This is a genomic window from Lachnospiraceae bacterium GAM79, from assembly GCA_020735665.1.
GTDB lineage: Bacteria > Bacillota > Clostridia > Lachnospirales > Lachnospiraceae > Coprococcus.
Map to the genome: position 1 here is coordinate 2620123 of CP085928.1, position 16286 is coordinate 2636408.

Sequence of the window (16286 nt, forward strand, 5' to 3'; positions counted from 1 at the left end):
AATAGAAAGAGGAATTATGGCAAATCAAAGTATAAATCAGTTTAAAAAAGGAATACTTCCCATGCTCATTCTGCAGATTATATCAGATGAAAAGGATTATGGGTATAACATTGTCAATCGTTTTAATGCACGATGTGTTGCTGGGATGGATATCAAAGAAGGAACATTGTATCCGATCCTGCATAGATTAGAAGAAGATGGTGCGATTGCCAGTGAATGGGTGATGACATCTGAGAATGGAAAACCAAAGAAATTCTATAAGATTACAGAAGAAGGGAAGCTTCTATTGGAAGAACAGTGGAATTGTTGGATGCAGATAGAAGGAATGGTACGAGACTTTGAGAAAAAACATATATCTGATTAAAATATTCGTTTTGTTGCATGCACCATTTGGGCAGCGGATGCAGCTTGTAAAAGAGATAAGACAATCTATAGATGATAAATTGGATACGGGCATGACAATCAATGAAGTGATTGAGGAGCTTGGTGAAGCTTCCGCACTGACAGAAGAGTATAACGATATCGGTATGCGGCAGCAGACAAAGGAGTATGTATGGATGGTGCTCTGGATTCTGATTGGAATCTGTCTTGGCGTTTTGCTGATAATTGATGGATATACATTATACACCGGATATCATGAGATTAACCAGTACATAGCACCGACTGGATATGAGTGGATTGATTTTAGACCAAAGGCAGGGGGAACGTGGGGCAAAGTGATTGTAGAAAGCATAGGTTTTTGTATCTGTCTGGGAAATGTAATCTATCATTTTAAAAGGCGAAGAAAAGCAAAAAAAGATAATGAATTATAAATAAAAAGGGGAACAAAAGAAATGAAAAAGAAGAAATATCTTATGAAGATATTCATGCATCTGCATGCACCATTAAAGAAACGGATACAGATGGTAAAGGATCTGGGACGGTCGTTAGATGATAAACTGGCAGAAGGAGAAACTATAGAGGGAGCAATCGCAGAACTGGGAGAAGCCGCAGACATTATTCAGGAATATGAAGATCTCGGAATGAGAAAACGAACGAAGGAATGGGTGCTTGCTGTGATCTGGATATTGATCGGAATTGTGGTGGGGTATCTGTTGTTTACGGAATGTAGGATACTGTATAGGGGATACAATTATGTAATAATACGGACATCACCTAACACGGGTGTTGGAGTAGCCTATGGAATAAATATGGGCGCAGAGGTAGTGAAAATAGTGTTTGAATCGATAGGTTTTATTATATGTGTAGGAAATGTTATCTGGCATTTTATAAAACAAAAAAGAAAAAAGGAGATGTAAAAAAATGAAGAAAGTAGTGCGAAAGATAATAAGTATGGCATTAGCATGTATGTTAATTTGGGGACTTCCAATATCTGCTCATGCGGAAACAACGGAGTCGATAGTAGTGGATGAAGGAACAGAAAATACAATGGAGCTGATAGGACAGGAAGTTGTACATATTAAATATGATGGGACAATAGTCCGTGAACTAATATATACAAAATTGCAGAATAAAAAACTATTGTATGCAAGTCAATCGGATAAAGTTACATGTAGCTATGCATATTACTATTTGGGTAAAGATTCTAAGAAACAGCCTCAGTATCAGATTGTTATGAATATATCATCAAAGGAGAACTTAAAATCAAGTGTACTAAGTACCAAAGCAGAGGGAATATCAACTTGGCATAATAATACAGTGACACATTCCGGTAAGACAGGAAAAAATACGAGGACTTTTGTTTATACAAGCAGTAATCCACCGTCAAATCCGTATTGTTACGCAAAAGCAACAATTAAAACGGTTAATGGAACATATAATTATTCTTTTGGCAAACTGACGAATCCTAAGAGTAAATAAATGATATACCTTGATCATTATATAAAGATGGTCAATGGATATAGATGTAAGGACACTGGCTAATAATGCAAGTGCTCTGCAAAAAAAGAGACTCTGGCACAATTTTGCGAAGAGAACCAGAGCTTCATAGCCATATATACTTATGAAAAAGTACATGAATAAGATGATATACCGTTTTTTCATATGTATGTAAATTCAAAACAAAGGAGGGCAGCATTACATAAGGTGAAATGTAAATATGCATGTTTGAAGGTATAGGAAAATATACAAAGGAGATTTTTATATGAACAAAGTGGTAAAGACAATAAAAAATAAATTAATGATTGCAGCAATGGTGGCAGTAATGGTATTTGGAACGGCAATGGTTCCGGTGCATGCAGCATCTGTAGAGACAAATGTATATGGTGGAGGTTCTACCTATAATTATTATATCAGAAAGGCAGGGGGTACAGAGATATTGGGTATAATGCGTATTTCAAAAAGTGCAAGTAAAATAACAAATGTATTTACGGCAGAGATGGGATGCAGTAAGGCACAGGTATGGGTTAGAGAAAACTCAAAAGCATCGTATGCGACTAAAAGTCGTTCTAATATGGTAAAAGGTAATACAGTAACTGCTGTAAAAGGTGGACGAGAATTTACTGAAGCTTATGGAAAGGCTAAAGTTACTTATTAATAAATAGCAGATTATAACTTTGGTGTATGGACATCCGGGAATCTGCAATAATGGCAGATTCCTGTGATGTTTTATAAAATAATGAAAGCGGGGTAGACAGATGAAGAAAGTAGTGCGTACTATTTGCATTGTTTTATGTGTCGGTTTGATTTTAGGGTTGGGATATATTGTCTCACGAAAAATGAAAAAATATCCGGAAGAGATAGAATATTCGGCATTAAGGGCATTTACAGATAACGGTATGTATTATGCAAGAAGGAATATACTTTATTTCCTGGATTCAGCGACAGGAAAATCAGTAGTAGTTTGTAATAAGGCAAATTGTAAACATAATACGACGAAGTGCAATGCATACACGATAGATATTCAACCTGCTATGCTTTGCTATGGAGATAAAATATACATAAGTGAATTTGATTCTGAGTTAACGTTTAATGATGATGGTGATGCGGAACAAAAAGGAGTTTCACAGATTCGTGAAATAAATAAAGATGGAAGTGGAGCTCGGGTTTTGTATTCTGCAGATGAAGGAGCCGTTATAGGTATGGAAATGGTAGATGGAGTATTGTATTTCACTACATGGAAGTATCATGATGGATTTAAGTTGAATGAATATAAGCAAGACTGTACGTTATATGCATATGATTTAAGATGGAATCGGTTACGGACATTGCTAAGCTATGAAGGAGATGCAGAGCATGACAGTGCTGCACTATATATATTAAATAATAAGAATAAAGAAAAGCTTTATCTGACATATGAATATGAAGATAGCAAGGAAAACTGGCATACAATACTGTTTACATATAATATAAAAACACACGCAGATGAAATTGTCGAAGATGATCTAAATACAAAATATGGTGAGTATTTTGATATTATCAGCACTTCAAGTGGAAATTATATAAAGACTACAGAATTGGATAATGATGTTGAGTGGAGTGTGATATGTTCATGCGATGAAAATTTGCAGAATCAGAAAGAGATTTTTCGGTTTGTAGGGGGAAGTGTTGATTGTATGGATGGATATTTATATGTGATTAACACAGATTATAATAAGTTTTTTTATCAATGCGATACAGGAACAATTTATCTGGCAAATACCTGTTTTACAGGAGAAGGAACCTATATATCCGATATCTATGGATTGGATGAATCAAGTGACAAGCTATATATAGATGGACATGATTATACTGGTATGAAACCAGGTGATATAATCACATCGGATCAGAGTGAACAGACAGTGACAGGATGGACCAAATTCCGGGACACATATTTTACAAAACTGGAGGATGCAGATCAGAGCATCGTAAAGACATTTGACTGGGTGAAATGGCCATAAAAAAAGAGACTCTGGCACAATTTTGCGAAGAGAACCAGAGTCTCGTAGCCATATATACTTATGAAAAAGTACATGAGATAAATATACCGCTTTTTCATATGTATGTAAATACGAAATAAAGGAGAATAGAGAAAAATAGAAGTGTAAATAGTGTGTTTGAAGGTATAGAAAACATATGGAAAGACCAAAGTTACTTATTAATGTACAGTAGATTGTAACTTTAAGATTTGCAAAATTGAAAATTACGGATCAGAAAGCAGTAAGGGAGATGAACGTATGGAGTTAAAACTGGAACACATTTCGAAAGAGTATAAAAATACAACAGCGCTTGATGATTTTTCGATGACATTTTCAGAAGGGATTTATGGCTTACTTGGACCGAACGGGGCAGGAAAAAGTACCTTGATGAAATTGATTACAAGGAATATCAAACCGACCACAGGAGAGATCTATCTGGATGAAACGAATATTCATGACTTAAAACGGGAATATCAGCGGTTGATCGGTTATATGCCACAGCAGCAGGAGATCTATCCGTTTTATACCGGACGAATGTTTCTTGCCTACATGGGGCTACTGAAGGGAGTAGAGAAGAAGATGCTGAATGATGAGATTGAGAAATACGCATCAAAGGTAAATCTTCTTGACGTATTAGATCGGAAAGTTGGAACATATTCCGGTGGTATGAAGCAGAGACTTCTGATCGCACAGGCATTTCTTGGAGACTCGAAGATTATAATATTCGATGAGCCGACGGCAGGACTTGACCCTAAGGAGAGAATCCATGTGAGAAATCTGATCCATGATAATTCTACAGGAAAAATTATTCTGATTGCAACTCATGTTGTTCAGGATATTGAGGACATAGCAAGTCAGATTATGTTACTTAAAAAGGGTGTATTGATCGAGATGGCAGCACCTGAGATTTTGACCGGAAGAATTACAGATAAAGAAAATCCTGATTTGGAAGATGTATATCTTAGTATATTTGGAGAGTAGCTTTTGCATACCAGTCATTTTTTACAGAGAGGGTGACGGTTTGCGGAATTGGAGGACGATATGTATAAATCAAAACCAGAGAAAAAAGCTGCTCACATCAATTATTCCAAACGCAGGGGCGGTTTTTTTCGATTTTTTATGAATGAAATGCGGGCTATTATATATAACCGTAAATTAGTATTGTGTTTTCTGTTGTTCCTGGTTATGAATGTTGGTTTGCTGACTGTAGCTTTTGATACAGATGAGGTAGACAGCACGGTGTATACAAGGCTTCAGACAGACACGGATTCCATTATGGATATGTATATGGAAGATCCGGAATCAGAGACCTATAAACAGTTATATGATGAATATACGGCAAGTACTACATATGACGAATATTTGCAGCAGATTATCGAGGATGCGGAGAAGAACCAGTCGATTTCCATATTTCAGACAAAGTTCTCGATCAGTAATCTGGAACGGACGAAGAGAGATTTTGAGAGACTTGTGGGAACAGAAGTATTTTTTGTTGGAGGATATGGAGTCTGTAAGGCGTTAAATTTTACAGGAAGTTATATTCTGATCTTCTTTTTTCTTGTTGTGCTGGTGCTGGAGCTGGTACTACGTGATAAGAAGAATGGTCTGGCAAATCTGTATAAGACAACATGGAATGGAGACAGTCGATTATTGCTGTCTAAGTATGCGGCAGCAGTTGTCTATATGGCACTTTTTGTAGCAGGTATATCCTTAAGCAATTTTTTGGTTGCAGAATGGAAGTTTGGAGCTGTGGATCTGTCAGCGCCGGTACAGAGCCTGATGGACTATATCGGATATGGTTTTTCATGCAGAATTGGTACATTTGCTGTTCTTGTCTGTGTGGTGAAAATTCTGATCTTTTCTGTGATTCTTGCGGCATTATTCACATTTGCAGTTATTTCTTCGAATGAGATTATGCTATGTGTATGGACGGCGGTTGCCATGTTTGTAGAATTGTTGTTTTCCGTATTGGGAGAGAAACTGAATCTGACATTTTTATATCGATTCTCTATTTTTTCAATGCTGGATACAACCAAATTTTTCCAATATGAGAATTATAACCTGATATCCCATGCAAAGCCTGCGATCTATCTGGACTGTATTATCTGTGCAGTGTTGTTGGCAGGATTTCTTATCATATCGTCGGTGATCTATCTGGAGGGAAGCAGTGATTATCGGGAGAGTCGTATACGATTGCGAAAAAAAGGTACGAAATCCCGCAGGATATTTTCCTCAGTATGGAGACTGGAAGGTTATAAGTTATGGCTGGGATATAAAATGATATTTGTTATTCTGTTGCTGGTTATATTTCAGGTGTATATATATCAGAACAAATCTGTAAGGTGGAGCACAAATGAATATGTGTACCAATACTATATCAGTCAAATTGAGGGAGTAATCACACAGGGAAAGCTAGATTATATAACTTCAGAGGCAGAACGGTATGCAAATCTCCATAAAGATGGAGATCAGGTTGAGCAGGATTACGATGCAGGGAAGATAACAGAAGAAGAATATAGTGAAAGATGGAGAGAACTGAATAAACAGCTTGAAAATGAGGAAGGGTTTAATCGTTGTCAGGAATATGTAGATTATGTTAAGGGGCAATGTGGAATTACATCGCAGATTACAGAAGCTGATCCTGCTGTATTGGAACAGATGGGATTTGTCTATAACAGAGGCTGGAATATTCTTGCTGGTGGTAGAGATTATAAGGATGATGTAATGAATGCAGCAAAGATTATTGTTGTATTAATGCTTACAACTGCATTTCTGTATTTGGAAGATTACAGATATAAGATTAATGGCATTATTGATATTACAGAGAATTACAGGAAACTTCATGTGATCAAAGCAGTTCGGTTATTCTTGACTGTTCTTGTCACATATATCATGGTTTATCTGCCGGAATTAATGTGGGTAAAGAGTGAGATTGGGCTGACAGGTGGAAAATATCTGGCGCAGTCACTTCCGTATCTGGAACATGTCAGTATATCCACCAGTATTACAGGGTATTTTCTGCTGGTATATGGTATTCGGTTACTCGCTATTCTGATATTGACAGGTCTGTATGTTCTGGTTGGAAAATTGATTAGGAATACAAATGGTGCAATATTCTGCGCAGCAGCGGTTGTACTTCTGCCGTTGTTATTATATCTGTCAGGATTTACTGCCGCAAAATATTATCCATTAGTTCAACTGCTGTCAGGTAATATGGTGTTGAGGTAAATATTTACATAGTGGGATTTTTATCTGCTGTTACCAGTTCTTTCGTATCTCATCAAATAACCGCATAATATATAAAGTGTGTTCATGTGGCATTTCCGGACATTCGGTCAGACCTTTTTCCAGTGCTCGCTTACAGGCGAGCACTTCGTATTCATAGCCGCTGATCTGGGCAGGACAGTTGATCGTCTGAACCAGTCGGCGGTCATTTTCATATATATGGAATGCTTCGTAATTGTTGATGTTGTCAACCTCGATGTAGCCTTTTGTTCCGTAGATCACGCCACGGCGGTCGGTGGCTGATTCCATAGTTGTGAACAAGCCTGCGATCGCACCGTCTGGGTATGCCAGGTTGATAAATTCTGTTTTGTCTACGCCCGATTCGTGTGGAGTCATCGTTGTGTGGATCGCAGATACGTTGTCGCCAAGCACCCAGGTTGCAAAGTTTAAGGTATATGGTGCAAGATCTAAGAGAGCACCTCCGGCAAGCTCTGGGCGGATCAGACGTTCTACCTGCATCAGGGAATAACCAAGATTTGCGGTCAGCCCTGTTATTTTTCCGATAACGCCGGAATCTATAATTTCTTTTAAGGTAAATGACATTGGCATATAGCGAACCCACATCGCTTCCGCCAGTAATATATTCTTTTCTTTTGCAAGCCGGATCATATCTTCGGCTTCTTTTGTATTTACGGCAAATGCTTTTTCGCACAGAACAGCCCGGTTGTGATTCAGACACAGCATCGTATGTTCTTTATGGTGGGAGTGTGGAGTTGCAACGTAGACAAGATCAATCCCGTCATCAGCAACCATTTCTTCATAAGAGCCATACCATTTGGATGCATGATAAGTATCTGCAAATTGTCTGGCTTTTTCTTCTGTTCTGCTTGCTACAGCATAGAGTTCAACCTCTTGCATCTGGTTAACGGTTTCCGCCATCTTGCAGGCGATACCACCTGCGCCGAGGATGGCGAGACGTAATTTTCTATTTTCTAATCTGGTGTCTGAGTTTGTCGTAGCATTTCTGTTGTCTGATTTATGATCTGGATCTGTTGTATGTTTTTTGTAGTCGGATATATTATCTGATTTTATCATTTTTTTCGTTTCCTTTCCGGGTGGTTTGTGAAGTCATGGTATTTCTATATTTCCGGTTAAATTCTATATGGTACTGATGCAACTGAAGCTATTTGAATATTGCCGGGTTCATCATATGTGAGCAATTCTATGATTTTATGCAATTACTATAGAAGCTTTTGGGGATTTGTGCAAGCGCATCCCATCATAATGATCATTATATCGTACTCGTTCAATGCATTCGAAAAATCGACCCTTACAAGCAAGCGATTTTTCATCATTATATCATGTGCTTCGCACATTCTATGCATTCCGCAAAATCAGCATCCTTGCAAGCAAATAATTTTGCGTTCATTATATCATGATTCAATGTAACATTTTATGTATAGTTCAGAGAGTTGCTGGTAATACTGGAAATAGTAAGAAGATAAAACAAGTAATAGTTAGATCATGGAGGAATAAGGTTGGGGAAAGTCGGTCAGAGTCGTAAAAAATATAAATGTACATAGGAGCAGCGGGAGGTGGAACGTTTGGGGAAAGACAGAGATGCGGAAGGCGGAATTTATAGTGCAGACAGCCGGATCGATAAAGACATAGATGCAAATATCAGCCGGGTAAAGTCGCTGTTTGCTGATTGGGGAGACATCGTGGAACGTCGGTTTACTGTAAGAAGAACCGGAATGGATGTGTATGCAGAAGATACCATCGGATCAGCAGATGAGACATCCTCTTCGGTAGGAGCAATCTATGTAGTGTACATTGATGGGTTATGTGACAATGGTCTGATCGAGGATACGATCATTAAGCCTGTGACCTGGGAGTGGCGGCATGAGCATGGCAGTTCCCTATGGGAGGCAATGGATTCATTTGAGACACAATCGGCGGATATAAAGGCAGAAAATGACTTTAAAAATGTGATGTTTTCCATATTGAAAGGAGACACAGCGGTATTTGTATCGGATGCAGACCAGGCGTTTGTTGTGTCTTCCAAGAAGCTGCCGGTACGTGGGGTGGAAGAAAGTTCTACCGAGGGTGGAATGCGTGGTCCGCGGGATAGTTTTAATGAAAGCATCCGTACATCGACAGCGCTTATCCGGCGAAGAATCAAAGATACCAGATTGAAATTGATTCAGAATACGATCGGTGTTCGTTCCAGAACCGAGTATGGAATCATGTATATTGAGGATATTGCAGAGAAGAAGCTGGTTGAACAGGTGAAAGAACGGATGAATGAATATGAGATAGATGCCATATTTGACAGCGGTATGGCAGAACATCTGATGGAGAAGAAATGGTACCGGCCGTTTCCGGTATTCCAGTCAACCACCAGACCGGATAAAGCGGCAGCAGCACTGGCAGATGGCAGGGTAGTAGTTGTATTTGACAATTCGCCGGAGGTTCTGATCGCGCCGGCGACGATCAATACATTATTCCAGACTGCCGATGATTATTATAACCGTTGGCCGGTTGCAACTTTTGCCAGAATCATTCGTTATATAGCGGCATTTATCGCGGTGGGGCTGCCGGGCTTCTATATAGCTGTTACCTGTTATCACCGGGAGGTGATACCGGATAAACTTCTCTATGCGATTGCAGTTGCAAGAAATCAGTTGTCTTTTCCAATCGTGTTAGAGGTTTTGATCATGGAGTTGTTGTTTGAATTGCTGCGGGAGGCAGGGATCCGTCTGCCGAGTCAGCTGGGAAATACGATCGGTGTTGTTGGTGGTTTGATCGTTGGACAGGCTGCAGTGGAAGCAGGGATTGTCAGTACGATCGTGGTGATCGTAGTTGCGTTGACGGCAATCGCATCTTTTGCAATTCCAAATGAAGCCTTTGCGTCAGTGTTCCGCCTTTTGAAATTTCTTACCATACTGGCGGCAGCATTTTTTGGACTGTATGGCTTCCTTCTGGTGATGCTTTTATTGATCTATCATCTTGCCGGTCTAAACAGCTTTGGTGTTCCATACATGGCACCGGTTGTAACCTGTGGCTATGCAGAGGATGGAATGGAAGATTTTATCCTTCGTAAACCAATCAAAAAATTTGTCTTTCGGCCGGCATGGGCGAACCACAGAGAACGCAGGCGGCTTCGCAAAAAGTAATGATGAATGGATGTGAATTGATATATGGATTATAGAAATGTGACATTTCGACAGCTTTTTATAACGGGAACTTGCCTGATTTTTCCGATTGCTTTCTGGAATATAGTACAGATTATGACGAATTTTTCAAAAAATAACGGAATTTTATCACTTTTTTTGATGCTAATGCTTGCTTTAGTTTATGTGGTGCTACTACATCTTGCGCTTTCAGGTGTAGTGAAAATGTCAGATCCGGCTAAAGAAAAGACAGAGATAACGGGTGCAAAAGTATGGAATAATAAGAAAAAAGTGGCTATTGCGTCTATTTATGTGATCAGATATGTAATTCGGGTTCTTTTTTTGCTTTATTTCTTTGTACAGGGGAGCCGGATCCTGATGCTGCCGGATTATGCAGGAACGATTCTGGTTGTTCCGGTATTACTGGCACTTTTCTATATGGCAGGAAAGGGGCTGCGTGGTTATATCGGATTTGCGGAAGCAAGTGTGATCGGAATCGGGATCACATTGGTGCTGTTTGTCATTTGTGGATTTTGGAATGCAGATTTTTCCGGATTAAAAGAATATGTAGAATTCCAGATGCAGGCATCTGCATGTAACACGATATGTCAGGTTTTGATAAAAGGATATCTGATGATCGTAGGGTTATGTATGCTGGAATTTGTCATGTATCTTTATCTGAGAGTAGAGAAACGAAGACGTGGGATGCTGGTGTGGACGGTATCTGTTCCGGTTGTGTTAGCCTTTGTTGCTTCCTGTTTTGTGATATCATTGCTTGGCTTGCAGGGCAGAACAGCCGGCTCAAAGGGAATACTAAATGTTGTGGGTGCGATGATGTTCCCCGGAGGTGCAAATGCGAGGCTTGGTTTACTCGCCTGTTATCTGCTTATAATCTTCGGACTCTTGCTTCTGGCTATCCACATTGTATTCATTTGTCAGTTTGTGGATGAGATCTGGAAGATCATCTGTGTATGGAGAAAGAGCGGCGGGATGAGAGCAGTCGGGGATGATAAGAGTACAGACTTACATGGATGTGATTCTGATAATGCAATGGATAAAAAAGTGATGGAAGAAAAAAACGATACATTTGAGGATAAGACACAGAAGAAAAACAAATATTCGGCAGAAGAAGATATGGAAGAGAAAAGAAGCCTGTGGATAAGAGGGGGCTGTGTGGTTGTTTTGTTTCTGTTGTTTATGTGGATGGACCGGTTCCTTGGAGAACGGGATGCCGGCCGGGCATTCATGAGCTACATTGCTGCTGTGGATATTCCTTTGTCTGTTCTTGTACCGGCATTTGCAGGACGGAAACGGACGAATCCGGGGAAGCTTGCAAAGATGGCTGCAGAAGTGATCGGCGGAGTTCTGATCGCCTGTATGTTGTCCGGGTGCATGGACAGATCCATTGAAGCGGTAGACTATCTCCGGGTGGTTATGATCTCTGAGACGGAAGGGGGCTACGAGTACACATTTGTTACAGACAGTCTGGAGGGAGCGGAGTCGGCAGCCGAATCGGAGGAACGAGAGTATCCGGTCGTTGCGGAGAACCTGCAACAGGCGCGGGCTGAATATGATCAGGCGCATGACCGGAGTCTTGACCTGAGCCACGTTGAATATATCGTGGTGGATTCCGAAGAAACCCTGCGACAGATGTATCCGGAGCTGATAAAAGAATTTGTAACGAATTATGTAGAAGTGATCTGCACCGATTCGCTTTATCAGGGTGAAGCGTCCGGCAGCATCCGGAAATATATCGCAACGCATTACAAAGGAGAGTGTCTGGCGACACTGGGGGAGTAGACATTCGTTTAAAGTATTAGTTATTGATAAAGAGTGTGAAACAGAATTTGTTTCAATAATAAAGGAATTTAAATATATCAGATATAGATATTTCGTTAATGTAGATAAAGAAAAATGGAGGTTATGGAAATGGGTAGAGCAGTAAGGGCGGCAGTTGCCGGAATCCTGATCGGTTTATTTTGTGGAACATTATATGTGGAAATGGGAGCACTGAAAAGATTATACAGCGCGAAAAACAGCGTAGAGCAGGTGATGAACCTGATCGAATATGCGGAAGAAAATGAAGATATAGCCTATGACAGTACAGAGGAAAATTATGCCGGAATAACCAGTGACAAAACTTCACAGACAGACGGTAAGAATGATGGATCGAGCCAGCAGGTGGTAAATGGTCTTGAGCCTTCGGATGGTCAGGATACAGAACTGTCAAATGATATCCAGACTGCATTTCGGATTCTGGATGGCACAACATTAAATGCGTATGAAACACAGAAGCAGTTACAGGAACTGGAAGCAATGTATGATGACATAGCAGGGAATTCAAAAGCGGAGCTTGTGGAGAGCAAAATGAATGATCAGAATAAAACATCAGATGTTATCCGGATTCGGATAAGATATGAGGGAAATGAGAATTTATCGGATAAGCAATTGGATGAATTTACTTCATATGTTGAGCAGGCGGTACTTTATGGCATAGCCGAGAAACTTGGCGCAGACTATAACGATCAGGAGAAAAGCATTGTGCGAAAGAATCTGATACTGAGCAAAGAATATATCGATGCCTGTGCAGAGGAAAGTGCAGAAGAATACGGCATCCCGGTTACTGCCTGGTCAGCCTTTGAATACCTGAGCCTCCCGGCAGCAACATTGAATGGCGTTGCTTATCCGGCCGGGTATTATGAGACTTTGTGTGTGACGTTGAAAAGATTATGACTGACTTTTCCACCTACTCCTAAACCTACCCATAAATCCCCGGAATCCTTGAATTATATAGGTGGTTGTGGTATGATATGAGATATTTTGATTATATATTTCAAAGGAGCTCAAGGGAATATGACTAAGAAAAAACTGGTAGTTATTTTTGGAGGAAGATCATCGGAACATGAAGTTTCATGCATTTCAGTTCAGACAGTTGCCAAAGCGGTGGATACGGACAAATATGATATGACACTGATCGGAATCACAAAGGACGGCAAATGGCTGAAGGCTGACAGCATTGAGAGTATTGCTGACGGAAGCTGGTACGACAGTCAGGTTCGTGCAGTGATTTCACCGGATTCTGCAAAAGAGATTATCATAAAAGATGGCGACAGAATCTATGCGGAGCCTGTAGATGTTATTTTCCCTGTTTTGCATGGTTTATATGGAGAAGACGGTACGATTCAGGGATTGTTTGAGATGGCGGACATTCCATATGTGGGCTGCGGTGTATTTGCATCGGCTGCTGCAATGGACAAATTCCATACAAAGATCATTGCTGATCATATCAATGTAACACAGGCAAAATTCGTTCCTGTAGTAGAAGATGATTTTGATGATCTGGATGTTGCGATGGATCGGGTAGAGAGCGAGTTAAACTATCCGGTATTTGTAAAACCATCATCCGCAGGTTCATCAAAGGGTGTTACAAAGGCACATGACAGAGCCGAGTTAGAAGCTGGTCTGCATGAGGCACTCAACCATGATTCCAAGATCCTTGTTGAGGAGACGATCATCGGTAGAGAGCTGGAATGTGGTGTACTTGGATATGGCAATCATACAAAGGCATCCGGTGTTGGCGAGATCCTTGCTGCCGCAGACGCAGATTTCTATGATTTTGATGCAAAATACAATAATGCAGATTCCAAGACGATTATCGGTGCGGATATACCGGAAGAAGCTGAGGACGAGATCCGTGCAGAAGCAATCCGTATCTTTAATGCGATTGACGGCTTTGGACTTGCCCGTGTGGATTTCTTCCTTGAGAAGGACACCAATCGTGTAATATTTAATGAAGTAAATACATTGCCGGGATTTACATCGATCAGTATGTATCCGATGCTGTGGGATGCAGAGGGATATGATATCAAGACCCTTGTAAATACCTTAATTGAGATGGCATTTGAAAGATAATTTATGACGACGAGAGATATAAAGATAAAAGTAACGGGTGTACAGAGTGTTGCCGGAGCGGATGATGAGCCGGAGGTTCTGGAGCTTGAGACGCGGGGAACATACTCTGAGAAAAACGGAAACCGCTATATCAAATATGACGAATTCATTGAAGATGTGGAAGAACCGGTGAAGAATCTTCTGCGATTCGATGAGCATGCGCTTCAGCTGACGAAACGTGGCAGTGTGAACACGGTTATGTTATTTGACCGTGAGAAGAACAGCTCAGTGCATTATGTAACTCCGGTCGGACCGATCTGTATGAATATCTGTACGGAGGAATATCATATGGAGCAGTCCGAGAAGGGGATTCGGATCGATATTCGTTACTGTATTGATTTTAACAATGATTATATTACGGATTGCAGTCTGAATGTGACTGCGGACTACGAAGGGGTATAAATATATATGGGTAGTGAGAAATCCTTCGATAGCTTTTTGGGGATTGAAACGATCGCGGAGACAGCATTTGGAGATATGGATGTATGTCTTCCGGTGAACGAAGAAGATAATAATTATGAGGTTACATATTATAATGATCTGGTGACGATGTTCGATGAGATCAGCATGGAGCCTGAAGATACGCTTGTGGATTTTGGCTGTGGACTTGGCAGAGTGCTTTTTTACTGTAATTCCAGACATTACTGCCGGACGGTTGGAATCGAGAACAATGCCAGGGTCTATGACAGACTTCTGACAAATGCCGCAAGCTATCAGAGCAAATTCCTTGATCAGGAGGAACGGATGCAGTTCCTGAATGTGGAAGCGGAGGCATATGAGATCGGAGATGAAGACAATTATTTCTATTTCTTCAATCCATTTTCCGGCGTAACCTTCAGGAAGGTACTGGATAATATCATCGCATCGGTACGGAGACAGCCGAGAGATATTGAACTTCTGATCTACTATCCGACATTTGAATATCAGAAAGCAATCCGTGACTGCAACCTGTTCGTTTTAAAGAAGATGATCAAATTGTCCGGTTATGAAGAAGACCCGGATGAGAAGGTTCTGGTATATCATTTGTCACGATATTTTGTAGCGTAGAATAAATAAGGCGGTCTATCTGGCGGACTAGCTTTATATTGACTTGCTGCGATTCCTATTCAATGCACATGTCTGATTCGTAAATACTCCTGTGCCAACTCGTCCTTCGGACTCAAACAGGCACCCGTATTTACTGACAATGTGCATTTCATTACGGAATCTTCGCCAATGTCAATATACAGCCCTACTGCCAGTCAGACCGCCTTATTTATACACATTATATATAGCAGTCATGCAAATTGCAGTCAGGATACAGGTGATTCCGATGATTCCCCACAGTATAGAGGGGGAGATCGCTATACTTCCGATCACATAGGAAGAAGCGTTTAAGATTATATGAAGGATCATGCCTGGGACCAGGGAGCCTGACCATACGGCAAGACAGCCCAGAATGATTCCGGCCGGAACGCTGTAGCAGAACTGAACGACATTTCCATGATAGCAGCCGAAACAGAATGCTGTGAACAGGATTGCACAGAGGGCGGCATGCTTCGTGTGAAATGCAGAGACAGACAGCTTCAGTGCCACTCCCCGGAAGGCGAATTCTTCTGCGATCGGTGCGAGAAGTGTGACTGTACAGATACGGATGATTCCATTGTTGATGGAAAATGACCGCTGTACCCGTTCATGGTATGAGATTAGAAGCTCCGGCCTATAAGTGTCGATCAGACGAAGAATACAGGTTGTTAAGAGCTGAAGACTGATACCAAGGATCAGCAGTAAAATAAAGATAACAAAAGCACGCAGGAAAGGATTTTTCTTTCCTGCGTGCTTTGTTTTTGAATGATCGGACAGATAAAAATATCCGAAAATACAGATACAAAGAATATATGAAATACATGATGTGATACTGCCGACAGAATCAGTCTGACTGCCTGTAAGATCACAGATCCGGGTGCCTGCAAGATAGACAATATTATGTATCAGTAATGCGGTAACCGGAACCAGACAGGTAATAACTAATTTTCTGAGGTCGACACGAGTATTTATCATG

Annotated in this window: 16 protein-coding genes; 14 read left to right on the top strand and 2 right to left on the bottom strand. The window is 40.6% G+C overall.

Translation table 11 applies throughout. The features are described 5' to 3' along the window. The first annotated feature begins 16 nt into the window (after positions 1-16). From LK416_11765 to LK416_11800, 8 genes are all read left to right on the top strand, one after another. Positions 17-364: a PadR family transcriptional regulator gene (locus LK416_11765; GenBank protein ID UEA74319.1), complete on the top strand. Its 348-nt coding sequence runs from the start codon at positions 17-19 to the stop codon at positions 362-364. After that, positions 339-812, top strand: coding sequence for a hypothetical protein (locus LK416_11770; GenBank protein UEA74320.1), 474 nt, complete (start codon positions 339-341; stop codon positions 810-812). The genes LK416_11765 and LK416_11770 overlap by 26 nt, the downstream gene beginning before the upstream one ends. Before the next feature lie 21 nt (positions 813-833). Beyond that, positions 834-1298: a hypothetical protein gene (locus tag LK416_11775; protein UEA74321.1), complete on the top strand. Its 465-nt coding sequence runs from the start codon at positions 834-836 to the stop codon at positions 1296-1298. A gap of 4 nt (positions 1299-1302) precedes the next feature. Continuing rightward, positions 1303-1860, top strand: coding sequence for a hypothetical protein (locus LK416_11780; protein ID UEA74322.1), 558 nt, complete (start codon positions 1303-1305; stop codon positions 1858-1860). A gap of 283 nt (positions 1861-2143) precedes the next feature. Then, positions 2144-2536: a hypothetical protein gene (locus LK416_11785; protein UEA74323.1), complete on the top strand. Its 393-nt coding sequence runs from the start codon at positions 2144-2146 to the stop codon at positions 2534-2536. A 100-nt stretch (positions 2537-2636) separates the two neighbouring features. After that, positions 2637-3878: a hypothetical protein gene (locus LK416_11790; protein UEA74324.1), complete on the top strand. Its 1242-nt coding sequence runs from the start codon at positions 2637-2639 to the stop codon at positions 3876-3878. A gap of 276 nt (positions 3879-4154) precedes the next feature. Beyond that, complete coding sequence (locus tag LK416_11795; protein ID UEA74325.1) at positions 4155-4877, top strand: ATP-binding cassette domain-containing protein; 723 nt, start codon at positions 4155-4157, stop codon at positions 4875-4877. A 60-nt stretch (positions 4878-4937) separates the two neighbouring features. Continuing rightward, on the top strand, positions 4938-7124 hold the full coding sequence (locus LK416_11800) for a hypothetical protein (GenBank protein UEA74326.1): 2187 nt from the start codon (positions 4938-4940) through the stop codon (positions 7122-7124). Positions 7125-7154: 30 nt separating this feature from the next. Here LK416_11800 and LK416_11805 read toward each other — a convergent pair whose 3' ends face one another. Next, positions 7155-8216 carry a Gfo/Idh/MocA family oxidoreductase gene (locus tag LK416_11805; protein UEA74327.1) on the bottom strand — a complete coding sequence of 354 codons (1062 nt, stop codon included), beginning with the start codon at positions 8214-8216 and terminating at the stop codon, positions 7155-7157. A 509-nt stretch (positions 8217-8725) separates the two neighbouring features. Here LK416_11805 and LK416_11810 point away from each other — a divergent pair. The 6 genes from LK416_11810 (at position 8726) to LK416_11835 (ending at position 15292) form a co-directional block, all read left to right on the top strand. After that, positions 8726-10297 (top strand): spore germination protein, encoded by a 1572-nt coding sequence (locus tag LK416_11810; protein UEA74328.1) that lies wholly within the window; start codon positions 8726-8728, stop codon positions 10295-10297. 222 nt (positions 10298-10519) lie between these two features. Further along, the gene (locus LK416_11815) at positions 10520-12094 is read left to right on the top strand and encodes a hypothetical protein (GenBank protein UEA74329.1); all 1575 of its coding nucleotides are present in this window, start codon (positions 10520-10522) and stop codon (positions 12092-12094) included. Positions 12095-12223: 129 nt separating this feature from the next. Then, on the top strand, positions 12224-13027 hold the full coding sequence (locus LK416_11820) for a hypothetical protein (protein ID UEA74330.1): 804 nt from the start codon (positions 12224-12226) through the stop codon (positions 13025-13027). Between the two features lie 120 nt (positions 13028-13147). After that, positions 13148-14206 (top strand): D-alanine--D-alanine ligase, encoded by a 1059-nt coding sequence (locus tag LK416_11825; GenBank protein ID UEA74331.1) that lies wholly within the window; start codon positions 13148-13150, stop codon positions 14204-14206. A 3-nt stretch (positions 14207-14209) separates the two neighbouring features. Next, positions 14210-14647 (top strand): DUF1934 domain-containing protein, encoded by a 438-nt coding sequence (locus tag LK416_11830; GenBank protein UEA74332.1) that lies wholly within the window; start codon positions 14210-14212, stop codon positions 14645-14647. A 6-nt stretch (positions 14648-14653) separates the two neighbouring features. After that, on the top strand, positions 14654-15292 hold the full coding sequence (locus tag LK416_11835) for an SAM-dependent methyltransferase (protein ID UEA74333.1): 639 nt from the start codon (positions 14654-14656) through the stop codon (positions 15290-15292). Between the two features lie 204 nt (positions 15293-15496). Here LK416_11835 and LK416_11840 read toward each other — a convergent pair whose 3' ends face one another. Beyond that, a complete protein-coding gene (locus tag LK416_11840) occupies positions 15497-16285 on the bottom strand; it encodes a CPBP family intramembrane metalloprotease (protein UEA74334.1) in 789 nt (262 codons plus the stop codon). Position 16286: the final 1 nt, after the last annotated feature.